General features: G+C 39.4%; 12 protein-coding genes and 1 other annotated feature. Of the genes, 8 read left to right on the top strand and 4 right to left on the bottom strand.

What is annotated here, in order from left to right; translation table 11 throughout:
* Positions 1-21: 21 nt before the first annotated feature.
* Positions 22-606 (bottom strand): DJ-1/PfpI family protein, encoded by a 585-nt coding sequence (locus C9J29_RS19275; RefSeq protein WP_107922624.1) that lies wholly within the window; start codon positions 604-606, stop codon positions 22-24.
* 139 nt (positions 607-745) lie between these two features.
* Between C9J29_RS19275 and C9J29_RS19270 the strand changes: the two genes are divergently transcribed.
* From C9J29_RS19270 to ileS, 4 genes are all read left to right on the top strand, one after another.
* On the top strand, positions 746-1,192 hold the full coding sequence (locus C9J29_RS19270; protein ID WP_036148580.1) for an Lrp/AsnC family transcriptional regulator: 447 nt from the start codon (positions 746-748) through the stop codon (positions 1,190-1,192).
* A 517-nt stretch (positions 1,193-1,709) separates the two neighbouring features.
* On the top strand, positions 1,710-2,060 hold the full coding sequence (locus C9J29_RS24775) for a hypothetical protein (RefSeq protein ID WP_237068879.1): 351 nt from the start codon (positions 1,710-1,712) through the stop codon (positions 2,058-2,060).
* Positions 2,057-2,899: a DUF2785 domain-containing protein gene (locus C9J29_RS19260; RefSeq protein WP_107922623.1), complete on the top strand. Its 843-nt coding sequence runs from the start codon at positions 2,057-2,059 to the stop codon at positions 2,897-2,899. The genes C9J29_RS24775 and C9J29_RS19260 overlap by 4 nt, the downstream gene beginning before the upstream one ends.
* 59 nt (positions 2,900-2,958) lie before the next feature.
* Positions 2,959-3,197 (top strand) — a binding site (T-box leader).
* 61 nt (positions 3,198-3,258) lie between these two features.
* The gene (gene ileS, locus C9J29_RS19255) at positions 3,259-6,351 is read left to right on the top strand and encodes an isoleucine--tRNA ligase (protein WP_107922622.1); all 3,093 of its coding nucleotides are present in this window, start codon (positions 3,259-3,261) and stop codon (positions 6,349-6,351) included.
* Positions 6,352-6,392: 41 nt separating this feature from the next.
* Here the strand turns inward: ileS and C9J29_RS19250 are convergent, their stop codons facing one another.
* Positions 6,393-6,995: a LysE/ArgO family amino acid transporter gene (locus C9J29_RS19250; protein ID WP_107922621.1), complete on the bottom strand. Its 603-nt coding sequence runs from the start codon at positions 6,993-6,995 to the stop codon at positions 6,393-6,395.
* Positions 6,996-7,102: 107 nt separating this feature from the next.
* Between C9J29_RS19250 and C9J29_RS19245 the strand changes: the two genes are divergently transcribed.
* Positions 7,103-8,539, top strand: a complete 1,437-nt coding sequence (locus tag C9J29_RS19245) for an aminotransferase-like domain-containing protein (protein ID WP_043990508.1) — start codon at positions 7,103-7,105, stop codon at positions 8,537-8,539.
* Between the two features lie 188 nt (positions 8,540-8,727).
* Positions 8,728-9,903, top strand: coding sequence for an oxalate decarboxylase family bicupin (locus tag C9J29_RS19240; protein WP_153062682.1), 1,176 nt, complete (start codon positions 8,728-8,730; stop codon positions 9,901-9,903).
* Positions 9,904-9,940: 37 nt separating this feature from the next.
* Here the strand turns inward: C9J29_RS19240 and C9J29_RS19235 are convergent, their stop codons facing one another.
* Positions 9,941-11,092 (bottom strand): MFS transporter, encoded by a 1,152-nt coding sequence (locus C9J29_RS19235; protein WP_089987383.1) that lies wholly within the window; start codon positions 11,090-11,092, stop codon positions 9,941-9,943.
* Between the two features lie 98 nt (positions 11,093-11,190).
* Here C9J29_RS19235 and yeiL point away from each other — a divergent pair, with 98 nt between their 5' ends.
* Positions 11,191-11,853, top strand: a complete 663-nt coding sequence (gene yeiL, locus C9J29_RS19230; RefSeq protein WP_008178698.1) for a transcriptional regulator YeiL — start codon at positions 11,191-11,193, stop codon at positions 11,851-11,853.
* Between the two features lie 59 nt (positions 11,854-11,912).
* Here yeiL and C9J29_RS19225 read toward each other — a convergent pair whose 3' ends face one another.
* Positions 11,913-12,227 (bottom strand): hypothetical protein, encoded by a 315-nt coding sequence (locus C9J29_RS19225; RefSeq protein WP_107922620.1) that lies wholly within the window; start codon positions 12,225-12,227, stop codon positions 11,913-11,915.
* Positions 12,228-12,510: 283 nt separating this feature from the next.
* Here C9J29_RS19225 and C9J29_RS19220 point away from each other — a divergent pair, with 283 nt between their 5' ends.
* On the top strand, positions 12,511-13,491 hold the full coding sequence (locus C9J29_RS19220; RefSeq protein WP_036126156.1) for a diaminopimelate dehydrogenase: 981 nt from the start codon (positions 12,511-12,513) through the stop codon (positions 13,489-13,491).
* Positions 13,492-13,521: the final 30 nt, after the last annotated feature.

Here is a 13,521-nt window from a genome sequence, read left to right as displayed (position 1 = left end):
CGTAGCCTACTTTTTTATCAATTAATGAAAACCCATTAGGTCTTTTACTCTTGCTGTATTGGTGGTAGATGTCAGTGTTTCTAGTAAGCGAAAGGCTACATCAAAGGCTGTTCCTGGGTTGGAGGAAGTAATAATATGATCTGTTTGCACAATTCGATCGTTGACAATAATCGCACCGTAGCTTTCTAACTGTGCTAATCGTTTACTAGTTGGATGGTTATAGGTTGTTGCCTGACGATTGTGGAGTATACCACTATGTCCCAATATTAAGGAAGCTACACAGATCGTTGCAATTGGCTTTTGCTGTTCATGAAAATGCCGGACAACCGCTTGAAATTCCTCACTAAAGGCATCCTCATAAAAGCCCGCTTCCTCAAAGCCACCTGGGATAGCCAATGCATCAAATTCTGCTAAATCAATGTTATGGAGTAATTTTTCAGGAGCGACCTTAAAATTCCATGTGCATTGAAGCTGTGTATGTAATCCTACAGTGACAACCTCTGTTGATCCATCACCCTCCCATTTATTCCAACCAAGTACATCTGTAAAAACACTTGCTTCCACGGCCTCAAAGCCATTTGCTAAAAGTAACATTATTTTTTTCATTTGTTTCTGCCTCCTTTATGCTTTTATTGTAATTAAAGAAGCCAACCAATAACAGAAGCTGTATAATGTATTTTAGATAAATCTCCTTATTAAAACAGGAATTATACGAAAAAAACTTGATTAAGAAAGGTGATTAGTGGTGGATCAAATTGATACTCAAATTTTACAGCAGTTACAGCAGAATGCCAAAATCTCAATGAAGGAATTAGCCGCTATCGTTCATTTATCTTCTCCTGCTGTAATTGAACGCGTCAAAAAACTCGAGGAACAAGGTGTGATTGAAGGATATCACGCTAAAGTGAACATCAAAAAAATGGAACGTACCATTCAGGCGATTATTTTATTTAAATCCATCGATTGTAAAAGCCTATCTGCTTTTTGTAATAGTCACCCGGATGTTCTTGAATGTTATCGTGTAGCAGGGGAGATTAGCTATATTGTTAAACTAGCAACCTATTCAGTAGAAACATTAGAGCAATTTATTGATGCGACCATGCCCTATGGTACACCCTCCACGAATATCGTATTATCTTCAAATGAAAAAAAGGTGATCACACCTTTTACGGGTCTTAACGATAATATGTAAGCTTCATGAGACATCGGCTGTTTTGAAAAGGTGATTGAGTGGAAGTGCCCTATAGCGAGATGAATGGCAAAGCAGTATCGACTAATAATTTTCAATAAGGGAGTCTGTTGTAAATAGCAGGCTCTTTTTTGTTTGTAGCCAAGCTTTTCTTAGTTGCTGGATTCAGTTACAATAGTTGTAATAATTTTCTAGAGAAAGGTTTGATGAGTTGATATTTGCTCTATTGGATAATGCGACTGCTTTTTTCCTAAGCCTTCCACTCCTACTCATTTATTTGAAAAGTAAGCCACAGGGAGAATCCACTTGGCGTTGGTCGATGCCATTATGGATTTTCAATTACTTAGGCATTCGATATTTTGTTTCGTTTGGAGAATTGTTTTGGGTAGTCCTATGTTGGCAGTTACTATTTTTGTGGCCCTTAAGTATAACAATGTATATTCATTTATTTAATAAAGAAAAGAATTGGGCTTTTTACATAGGTTTGAAGAAGAAATATGTACTTATTATAGGGTCCTTCATGGTTCTATTCGGTGGTACTCTAGTCTATTCACTATTTCAGGCAAATCACCAGGTTATTGCTTTTCACCGACAGGTAATGGCGGAGATTGAGTCAAATCCAGATCGTCAGGATTATTTGATGCATCACACAATTGCCCCTTCCACACTTCTGGGTGTAGCAGATGATATAGCTGAGGTTCGCAAGGGGAAAATAGTTGCTTCCACATTACCTTGGCGTAGCAAGGTAATAGTGCACATGGACAATTGGCAAAAGGAATTTACATATGTCCGTTTTTACGATGGTTGGAAGTTAGATGGGCTCTACAGTGAGAACATAACAATAATGAACAAAGGGGAGTCTGACAATTGATACAGAATATATTGATAGCAGGGGATTTAAAGGATAAGCTAAGCGCAATAAAACAAGGTCAAACAGCATGGGAACAAGTGAATCAAGAACAGCTTTTACAGTCTATGCTAGCCCATATCGGCTCTACTGACAGTGAACTAAGAGATACTTATATTTATAGTAGCTTCTATGAATGGATACTAGAAAAAAATCTGCTGGATCATCGTTGCTTGACTAAGCTATGGCATTATTGTTTGGATCATTTATTACTGAATGGTATTGAGGAAGAGGAATCAGATGGGGTCTTTACTCGTTCCTTTACGACTTTATTAGTAGCGCTTATATTAGCAAGAGATTTAAAGGATAACTTTTTATCGCAGGACAGCATAGAGGAAGGTCAAACAAAGTTACTGGCCTATGTAAAAGCTGAAATGGATGTAAGGGGCTTTGTACCTGGCAAGGGATGGGCTCATAGTGTGGCACATGTATCAGATGCGATGGATGAACTTGTGAAAAATCCTAAAATAAAGAAAACTGCCTATGATGATATGTTACATGCCATATGGTCCATGTATTTACAGCCTCATTATATCTTTATCCATGATGAGGATGAAAGGCTGTTAGTGCCCATTTTTGCGATGTTGGAGCGAGGATTAGCACAAAATGAAGTCGTCCAATTAATACAGCAAATGCCAGCAACCTTATCGACATTAAAAGACCAATTGGATGAAGCAAATTTTTATATTGTAAGGTTTAATTGTAAAACATTGCTAAAGAGCTTTTTTATTCAAACGAATCACCAAGCTCAATATGCATCTTTACATCAAAGCATTGTCACTTGTCTAAATGAAATTAATTAAGATTGTCCACCGTTGACAGACAATTGGTAATTTGATAAGATGAGTGACAATAAAAGCATACAAATTCGTTGATGAGAAAAAGTAATGTTTCATTTTGTTCTACAGAGAGCCGACATTTGGTGGAAGTCGGTGTGCAGGTGTTACATGAAAATCCTCTCTGAGAAGGTTGGCTGAAAATAGTAAGCTAACTCGGGTGTCTACCGTTAAAAAGAACACGTATGATAGTACGTTGCTGAGTGCTATTGACTAAGATGTCAATAGAATTAGGGTGGTATTCGCGGTTAACCCCGTCCCTTTCCTTGGGACGGGGTTTTTTGTATGCCTTTTATACAAAATAATATTGTATAGGAGGAAATAAAATGAAAGCAGAACAAAAGAAGGAAACGACGCTTGAACGAGAAACTCGGATACGGGCATTGTGGGAGCAAGAGGGAACGTTTTTAACTTCCGTCACAAATCGAGCTGGACAGCAACCCTTTGTATTTTATGAGGGACCACCAACAGCAAATGGTTTACCACATGTCGGGCATGCCTTTGGTAGAACGATTAAAGATGTAGTGGCCCGCTTTAAAACCATGCAAGGGTATTTAGTTGAACGAAAAGCAGGCTGGGATACACATGGTTTACCTGTAGAACTAGGTGTAGAAAAGGCATTAGGTATATCAGGGAAGCAGGAGATTGAGAATTATGGAGTGGAGCGTTTTATTCAAGCGTGTAAAAATAGTGTTTTCACCTACGAACAGAAATGGCGTTCCTTTACAGAACAGCTTGGCTATTGGCTGGATATGGATGATCCATATCTCACATTAAGTAATGACTATATAGAATCAGTGTGGCATATTTTAAGCCATGTTCATAAGGAACAACTTTTATATAAAGGGCATCGAGTTTCACCATATTGCCCGAGTTGTCAAACATCCTTAAGCTCACATGAAGTAGCACAGGGCTATAAGGATGTGAAAGATTTATCTGTCACAGCCATGTTTAAGCTTGCTGATCGTGATGAATACTTCTTAGGCTGGACAACAACACCATGGACATTACCTGCTAATGTGGCATTGGCGATGAATCCATCTCTACAATATGTACGTGTAAAGCAAGGGGATCAAGTGTTTATTCTAGCCAAATCATTGGTATCAAAGGTTTTCACTGAAGCTGTGGAAATTTTAAGTGAGCATACTGGGCAGGAATTTGCTGGTGTGTCGTATCAACCATTATTTTCATATGTAACTGTTCATCCAGGTCATGTTGTCGTGATGGCTGATTATGTCACTGAGAATAGCGGTACAGGGATTGTGCATATTGCTCCAGCGTATGGGGAGGACGATTATAAAACAGTTCAACAGCATGGCTTGTCCTTTGTCAATGTAGTGGATCTGAAAGGCTGTTACACAGAAGAGGTGCCAGAGCTAGTCGGACGCTTTGTGAAAGATTGTGATGTGGACATTATAAAAATGCTTGCGAAAAAGGAGCTCTTATTTAGTAAAGAAAAATATGAGCATAGCTACCCGCATTGCTGGCGATGTGATTCTCCATTATTGTACTATGCAACGGACAGCTGGTTTATCAAAATGACCGCTTTAAAAGAGCAGTTATTACAAAACAATCAGCAAGTGACTTGGTATCCTAATCATATTAAGGACGGTCGATTTGGCCATTTTCTAGAAAATATAGTGGATTGGAATATAAGCCGTAACCGCTATTGGGGTACACCGTTGAATGTCTGGATTTGTCAGGATTGCGGGCATGAGGAGGCTCCCAACAGTATCGCAACGTTAAGAAAATTAGCCAAGGGAGATGTCGAACAACAAATCGAGCTTCATAAACCATTTATTGATGAAATTGTATGTATTTGTTCTACTTGTCAAGGGGATATGACGCGTACACCAGAGGTAATTGATGTATGGTTTGACAGCGGCTCAATGCCTTTTGCTCAGCAACATTATCCTTTCGAAGATGTTAAAACTTTTCACAATCAGTTTCCAGCAGATGTTGTAATTGAGGGGATCGACCAAACTCGAGGTTTTTTCTATAGCTTATTAGCGGTATCGACGTTATTCACAGGAAAGCCAGCTTATAAACAGGTGTTATCATTAGGGCATGTGTTAGATGAACATGGACAAAAGATGTCAAAAAGTAAAGGCAATGCTTTAGAGCCTGTAGAGCTAATAGAGCAATATGGAGCAGATGCATTACGTTGGGCGTTTTTAGTTGATAGCTCGCCTTGGAATCCAAAGCGTTTTTCCAAAAAGATTGTGGTTGATGCTAAATCAAAGCTAGTGGATACATTGGAAAATACCTTTAAGTTTTATCAGCTCTATGCCAACATTGATGAATTTACGTATGATGCTACAAATACTGGTACACGAACACCTTTAGATCAGTGGATATTGTCCCGACTGCATCATACAATCCAGCTTGTGACAACTGCTATGGATGAATATCAATTTACACATGCAACTAGGGAAATTGCACAATTAATGGAAGAGCTAAGTAATTGGTACATTCGTCGATCCCGTGCCAGATTTTGGGCACATGGGCTGACAGCGGATAAACGGGGCGCATTTAGTACCCTTTATGAGGTTTTAACGAACATTTGCCGATTACTTGCACCATTCACACCCTTTATCACAGAGGATATTTACCGACAATTAACAGGCAAGAGTGTGCATATAGAAGACTATCCAATCTACGACGAAAAACTAGTGAATCACCAGCTTGAACAAGAAATGGCTACGGTTTTAACAGTTGTAGAGCTTGGCAGGAGTATTCGTAATAGTCAGGGGATGAAGGTTAAACAGCCCTTAAGTTTGCTTATTGTTGCTATATCTGGAGAGCTGACTGATTATCAAGCCTATAGCGAGCTAATTCAAGAGGAATTAAACATGAAAGCTTGCAAATGGACACATGATTTCTCTGCATATGAAAGCATCCAATATAAGCTTAATTTTAAAACAGCTGGTGCCGCATTTGGTTCAAAGGTCAATCAAGTAAAGTCGTATATGATGACGTTAACGGATCAAGAGAAAGAACAGCTACAGCGAAATGCGGAATTACCAATCATGTTAGAAGGGCAGCAGCTAAACTTGTTATCAAGCCATGTCATAGCTGAAGCGATTGTGAAAGACCACTATATTTTAGCTGAAGATAGCACTTGCCGTGTATTGATGAATGTTCAACTAACCGAGAGTTTGCTACAAGAGGGGCAAATGCGAGAATTAATTCGGTTCATCCAAGATTCTCGTAAAAAGTGGCAGCTGCCTGTTGAACAATATATATCGATTGCCTTTCGCGGTAGTGAAGAGGTACTTTCCATCATTCAGCAGCATGAAGCGTTATTACAAGCTAATGTATTAGTCAAATCCATACATTATGGTGAAGAACGGACAGAGGGGAGATCGGCAGAAACAGAGCTATTTGATGAAAAGCTCATGGTTTTTGTCTCCTTATAAAAGAAATGCTCAGGAGAAATCCTGAGCATTTTCTATGTAGGTTACAGGAAGCCAAAAGCGAGATAACAAGCTGTTGCCCAAATAAAAATGGCTGAGCATTTATTAAAAATACTCATCAGATTACCAGAGCTATCGAGCTTTTGGAAAGAGGCTCCGGTTAAAGTAAGGCCGAAAAACCATAGCCAAGAAATGAGGACACATGCCGTAGTGAAGATGATTTGCTCTGTACCACTATATTTTAAGGCACTTGTGCCAATGACCCCAATCGTATCTAATATGGCATGTGGATTCAGAAGTGACACAGAAAGTGCGAAAAGAATTTGTTTTTTTACGGGAAGTGCTTCACTCGGATCGGCAGTTGCTGGACTAGAGCGCCAAATCGTATAGCCCATATAAAGTAAGAACAATATACCAATCGACATCAAGGTAATACGTAACCAGTCAAATTGTAGGACGATTAATGATAGACCAAAAACCGCCAGTAAAATTAACATTGTGTCGCAAATAGCAGCTGTCACACTTGCTGGCAGAGCGCGCCATATAGTTGGCTGTGTAGCACCTTGTGAAAAAACAAAAACATTTTGTACACCTAATGGCAAAATAAGACCGAATGCTAAAATGATGCCATGAAAAAATGCTTCCAACGATTAATCCCTCCTTTCTTTATTCATTTTAGCTATGGTATAACTAAAAGAAAACGACCAATTGGATGGTTTTTTATCCACCCAATTTTAAATGGAAGGTGATGACCATGAGCTGGCAGCCAAATAGACAAAGTGACAGCACATTACAGCAACAAATTGTTCAATGGGTAACAGCACAAGTCGAAAGAGGTGATTGGGCAGCAGGGACCAAACTACCTACTCAAAGACAGTTGGCCATGCAATTTGGCGTGAATCGCAGTACAGTTCAACAGGCTTTAGAGGAACTAAAGGCGATGGGCGTCCTTGAAGCAACGGTAGGCTCAGGAGTTTATGTCACAAGCAATTCCTGGCATGCTCTCCTTCAACAAACACAGCCAAACTGGCAAAACTATATTGAAACGAGCCTGCATAAGCCAAATTACCATACGATCCAATTAATTAACGAATATGAGCAGCGAGATGATGTGATTCGATTAGGAACAGGAGAACTAGCACCGAGTCTGTTACCAACAGAGGAAATGGAAGCTTCCCTAAGGGAGCTTTCATTGCAGCCCAAAACATTAGGCTACTCATCCCCACAGGGCAATGACGAACTCCGGGCAGCTATTTGTGATTATGTAAAGAAACGAGGGATTGAAGCGGAGCCTCAGAACGTTTGTATTGTCTCTGGCGCACTACAAGCTTTACAGCTAATTGCCGTTGGTTTATTAGAGCAAGGGTCCATCGTCTTTCAGGAACCAACCTCCTATTTGAATTCTGTTCATCCTTTTCAATCAGTTGGAATGCAAATGATTGGGATACAACGTGATGAACAGCTTGCTCAGACGCTGTCTCAAAGGAAGCGAAAAAAACAAGCCGTGTTTTATGCCATTCCTACCTTGCATAATCCAACTAACTATGTATGGACATCTTTGGAAAAAAAGCAGCTCTATGAGGTTTGCCAAGCAGAACGCATTCCTATAATTGAGGATGATGTTTACCATGAATTGCTTTTTGAGGACTCATTACCACCGATAAAGGCAATGGATAGTAGTGGACAGGTTCTTTATATTGGTAGTGTCTCGAAAACCTTAAGCCCTGGATTACGCATTGGGTGGCTAATTGGACCAACGACAGTTATTGAACGATTAGCGGATATAAAAATGCAAACAGACTATGGCTCCAGTGCTATTTCACAAGAAATTGTGCTGCATTGGCTACGGTCAGGAAAATATGAAAAACATTTAATACGTTTACGTCAACAATTACAGAATCGTGCTGATTTTACAGAACGAATTTTACAGGAAAAATTTAGAGGGGTGGCTGACTGGCATAAGCCAAAGGGAGGCTTTTACATTTGGCTTAAGTTCCACAAGCCTGTTATCGATAAGGATTTCTTTCTCAAGCTATTACAGCGTCGTGTTTTAATTAACCCAGGCTATATTTACGATCTTCAGGATCAGCATCATATTCGATTATCCTATGCCTATGCAACCTACGAGGAATTGGAGGAAGGCTTAGAAATTTTGCATGAATGTGTGATGGAGGCTACGGATATTTTGTAACGCACGTACATGATGGCTGCACAGTTTGCAAAAAGTAAGAGTTGAATTCAAAATCAGTGAAACGAAATAATAGGTGAAAACCGTCCCTGAAAGTAAAGTGCATAATCCAAGCTGTATACCCATACATTTTAGAGAATCATAGCATTTTAGTTCGATTTCTAACATAAAGAGGTGAATAATTGGAAAATATGTCGTCAGGTTATTTTCAGGTGCCTCAGCCTATGCGTAGTGATGGGGCAGGAGGCATAGATAAAGGGCCACGCGATATTATGCGAGATTTAGAAAATCCTGATATGCTGGTGCCGCCGACAACAGATGCAGGTTTGATTCCAAACCTACGATTTTCATTTTCAGACACGCATATGACCTTGAATCAAGGGGGCTGGTCGCGCGAAATTACGGTCCGTGAATTACCAATTGCGACAACAATGGCAGGTGTTAATATGAGTTTGACACCGGGGGGCGTACGTGAGCTACACTGGCATCAGCAGGCAGAGTGGTCTTATATGCTATTGGGGCACGCGCGTATTACGGCAGTCGATCAAAATGGCTGTAACTTTATTGCGGATGTAGGTCCAGGGGATTTGTGGTATTTTCCACCAGGAATTCCTCATTCCATACAGGGATTAGCGGGTGGCTGTGAATTTTTATTAGTCTTTGATGATGGGAATTTCTCTGATCTCAATACACTTTCAATTTCAGATTGGTTTGCTCATACGCCAAAGGAAGTGCTGTCAGCGAACTTTGGTGTACCGATTAGTGCCTTTGACGATATTCCGAGTGAACAGGTGTATATTTATCAAGACAATGTTCCTGGATCGATTGACTCGCAAAAAATTCAATCTCCCTATGGTAAGGTGCCACAAACCTTTAAGCACCGTTTGCTAGCTCAGCCACCCTTGAAAACACCAGGTGGCAGTGTCCGTATTGTTGATTCGACCAATTTCCCAATCTCTAAAAATATTGCGGCAGCATTAGTGGAAATTGAGCCTGGGGCAATGCGGGAGCTGCATTGGCATCCGAATAATGATGAATGGCAATATTATCTACAAGGAAAAGGGCGTATGACGGTATTCACTGGAGATGGAACTGCACGAACATTCGATTATCGTGCAGGAGATGTCGGCTATGTGCCGTTTGCGACCGGTCACTATATTGAAAATACGGGTACGGAGCCATTATGGTTTTTAGAAATGTTTAAAAGTGACCGTTTCCAGGACGTCTCTTTAAATCAATGGATGGCGCTAACACCAATCGAACTGGTACAAAGCAATCTACACGTTGGTCCGGAGCTAATACAAGCGCTAAGAAAAGAAAAGTGGCCTGTGGTGAAATATCCTGGATTTTCCTATTATCCGAAATGAAAAACGCAGGTGAAGTAATTCTCACCTGCGTTTTAAATTAATATTGATATTTGCTACGTGTCATGAGCAATATAGCGATGGCTGGAACGGTACAAATTAACATAGCTGCAAAGGACAAACCAGGCGATATTTCGTATAAATAGCCTCCCAAAAATGTCAGGATGGCTGTGCTTAACCCCATCGCTAATGCAGAATATATACCCTGTGCGTTTGGAATTTGCTCCTTTGGTAGGGTTTGCGTTAGATAACGAATAAAAGCAAAATGTGCCAGAGCAAAGGAGAACGCATGCAAAGTTTGAGAGGCAATAAATACCCAAACATTTGGGAATATAAATATTAGTAACCAACGAAGAGAAGACCCGCTAGCTGCTAACAGTAATAAAGAAGAAGAACGCCATTTCGTAAATAATGTATCGGCCTTCATAAAGTATAAAATTTCACAAATAACCGCGATGTTAATAATCATGCCCATATAAAATGGATCTACATGTAAGTCTTCCAAGTATATATAACCGTAGCTATAATAGGAGGCATGTGCACCTTGCAATAAAATAACAATGAATAAGACAATAGGGAAGCCTTTAATATTCCATAGTGTTTTCATGGACAATGATTTTGCACGTTGCTCTTTTGTCGGAACAAGTAGCAATTCCTTTGGTGTAGCGAATAGCTGCATAAGCAACATGCCAATTAAACCAATGATCATGCTCCAAAAGATAATGTTTTTACCGAATACTCCTGTTAGCATACTAATAATTAATACGGCAATAACAAAGCCAAAGGAACCATAGGAGCGGCTTTTACCATAATGAATGTTGCCATATTGGACAAGCGTTGCGGCACTACTTTCTACAGCTGGTAACAGTGCTGGGTAAAAAATACTAAATAAAATAGTTACAACTAATAATGCACTAAAGCCTGAACTAGGTATGTACAGCAGTGCTGTCAGAAGAGCACCGACTGCTAAAATGGTAATGAGTCGTTTATTATTTACATATTTAGCAAGCGTAGGGAAGAAGAAAAGATTAGACGTGGCACGGGCGAGTAACCCACAGCCCATTACAACGCTTGCCTGCGACACAGTCAGATGTTTAGCATCCACAAGCCACCCTGTCCAGTAGGGTAAGAATATGCCCCAAGTAATAAAAAATGTAAAGAAATTTTGAGAAAGCCATCGTTGATTATTCATAAATTTACCGTACCTCCATTTAACTATGTTGAATAATAGCACGTTCATCGCTACAATAATGTGAGATATCTCATATTTTTCAGAGGAGAGAGTAAAAAATGCATATTCTAACAGCAGAAAATCGCACCCATTATCTCGAAAAATATCCGATCCATGACTTTTTCTCATTTGATATTGATCCCTATTTAGAAGTTTGTGAATTTGATAAAGGAGAATGGATTTTCCAGGAAGGCTCCTTTCCAGAAACATTGTATTACATGATTGAAGGCAAGGCGAAGCTTTATATGACGCATAAGAATGGCAAGGTTTCGCTTATCGAATATTTAGAGGGGCCTTTATTTATGGGAGAAATTGAATTGTTAAATGAGGCAAGATATACGAAGGGAATTCAAACAGTAACGAAGACAATTTGTTACTCCATTACTCAGTCATGTAAGGAAAAGTTACTTGCTGATGTATTATTTTTACGCCGACTTTGCGTATTTTTAGGGGAAAAGGCAACAAAAATGACCTCCAAATATACACAAAATCAGGCATATCCTTTTGAAAGTCGTTTAGCAGCATTTATTCAATTATCGGCTGATCAGGGTGTCTATAAGGAAAAACATACAGAAATCTGTGAGTATTTAGGGGTTTCCTATCGCCATTTATTATATGTATTGGCTCAGTTTTGTGAGGAGAAAATTTTAGAGAAACGCAAGACTGGCTACCATATTATTGATGAAAAACGCCTCGCACAATTGGCTCAGGAGATTCAGTAGTTGGGGAATTAAAATTAGGAGGAGCATGATCTAGACTCGATAATACTGTTCTTCAGACTTCAAGTTAAGAAGTCATAGCTAGATTTGTTGTATTCGCTTTTTTTTATGAGCCAGCGAGCAATTTCCTTACCGCTATTATAAAAGTCGACTTCATTAACCCTGTTTTTTTGGATGGATTTGTCTAAGGTGTCTTCCGAAACGTCAAAAGGTAGAACACCGATACATAAATGTTTGTTTGGTGAAAAACTTTCAAGCGGTTTCCTTACAGTTTGAAACGCTTCACTGTTGTGATCCACAGAATTTTGTGTCATATGGAATGCAAGTAGTTCTCCTTGTGCCGTTGTTGTGCTTAATGAGTAACCAGTACTTTTCATTCAACATGCCCCCTTTTGTCGTTACATTTATTGTACAAGACTGGTTCGAAAAATAGCCGTCATTTACAAGGCTTTAACGAAAACTTAAAGGTTCATGGAATATTTAGTAATTTGTAACCGTATTCATACCATCATTGGATAAAAATCATAGAAAACTGATATATATTCTTTCAAAAAAACTCATACTCAAACTATTGTGAATTTTTCTAACACGAAGTATTATTGTAGTTAGATTTAACGTGAAGGTTTTCACAAAGTCGCGTAATCGTGAGGAGGAATTTTAATGAGTGCAATTCGAGTAGGTATTGTTGGTTATGGAAATTTAGGTCGTGGTGTGGAGTATGCTATATCACAAAATCCAGATATGGAAGTAGTAGCGGTGTTCACACGTCGAGACCCTTCAACAGTAAACGTAGCTAGCAATGCGAGCGTATATTTAGTAGAGGACGCTGAAAAATTCCAAAATGACATTGATGTTATGATTTTATGTGGGGGCTCAGCAACAGATTTACCAGAGCAAGGTCCACATTTTGCTCAATGGTTTAATACAATTGATAGCTTCGATACACATGCGAAAATTCCTGAATTTTTCGATGCGGTTGATGCAGCAGCTCAAAAGTCTGGCAAAGTATCTGTCATCTCAGTTGGTTGGGATCCAGGTTTATTCTCATTAAATCGTCTATTAGGTGAATCTGTATTACCAGTTGGTACAACGTATACTTTCTGGGGAGATGGTCTAAGTCAAGGTCACTCGGATGCAGTTCGTCGTATTGAAGGCGTTAAAAATGCTGTGCAATACACTTTACCAATTAAAGAAGCAGTAGATCGTGTACGTAACGGTGAAAATCCAGAGCTAACAACACGTGAGAAACATGCTCGTGAATGCTGGGTTGTACTAGAAGACGGCGCAGATGCGGCAAAAGTAGAACAAGAAATTGTGACAATGCCTAACTACTTCGATGAATATAATACAACTGTAAACTTCATTTCTGAAGAAGAATTTACAGCAAACCACACAGGTATGCCACATGGTGGTTTTGTGATCCGCAGTGGTGATAGTGGTGCAAACGATAAACAAATTCTTGAATTCTCATTAAAATTAGAAAGTAATCCAAACTTCACGTCTAGTGTTTTAGTCGCTTATGCACGTGCAGCACACCGTCTAAGCCAAGCTGGTGATAAAGGGGCGAAAACAGTATTTGATATCCCATTCAGTCTGCTTTCACCAAAATCAGCTGCTGAATTACGTAAAGAATTACTATAATCATGGAACAAAAGCCCGATTATCATTATT

Source organism: Lysinibacillus fusiformis (genome assembly GCF_003049525.1).
GTDB classification, from domain to species: domain Bacteria; phylum Bacillota; class Bacilli; order Bacillales_A; family Planococcaceae; genus Lysinibacillus; species Lysinibacillus fusiformis.
The sequence above is the reverse complement of the archived record's forward strand: the minus strand, read 5'-3'. Positions and strand labels throughout refer to the sequence as shown.

Bases quoted from the DNA above. Each gene is read 5' to 3' on its own strand.
- C9J29_RS19275 (WP_107922624.1), bottom strand. From the start codon at position 606: ATGAAAAAAATAATGTTACTTTTAGCAAATGGCTTTGAGGCCGTGGAA.
- C9J29_RS24775 (WP_237068879.1), top strand. From the start codon at position 1,710: ATGGTTCTATTCGGTGGTACTCTAGTCTATTCACTATTTCAGGCAAAT.
- ileS (WP_107922622.1), top strand. From the start codon at position 3,259: ATGAAAGCAGAACAAAAGAAGGAAACGACGCTTGAACGAGAAACTCGG.
- C9J29_RS19245 (WP_043990508.1), top strand. From the start codon at position 7,103: ATGAGCTGGCAGCCAAATAGACAAAGTGACAGCACATTACAGCAACAA.
- C9J29_RS19240 (WP_153062682.1), top strand. From the start codon at position 8,728: ATGTCGTCAGGTTATTTTCAGGTGCCTCAGCCTATGCGTAGTGATGGG.
- C9J29_RS19235 (WP_089987383.1), bottom strand. From the start codon at position 11,092: ATGAATAATCAACGATGGCTTTCTCAAAATTTCTTTACATTTTTTATT.
- yeiL (WP_008178698.1), top strand. From the start codon at position 11,191: ATGCATATTCTAACAGCAGAAAATCGCACCCATTATCTCGAAAAATAT.
- C9J29_RS19225 (WP_107922620.1), bottom strand. From the start codon at position 12,227: ATGAAAAGTACTGGTTACTCATTAAGCACAACAACGGCACAAGGAGAA.
- C9J29_RS19220 (WP_036126156.1), top strand. From the start codon at position 12,511: ATGAGTGCAATTCGAGTAGGTATTGTTGGTTATGGAAATTTAGGTCGT.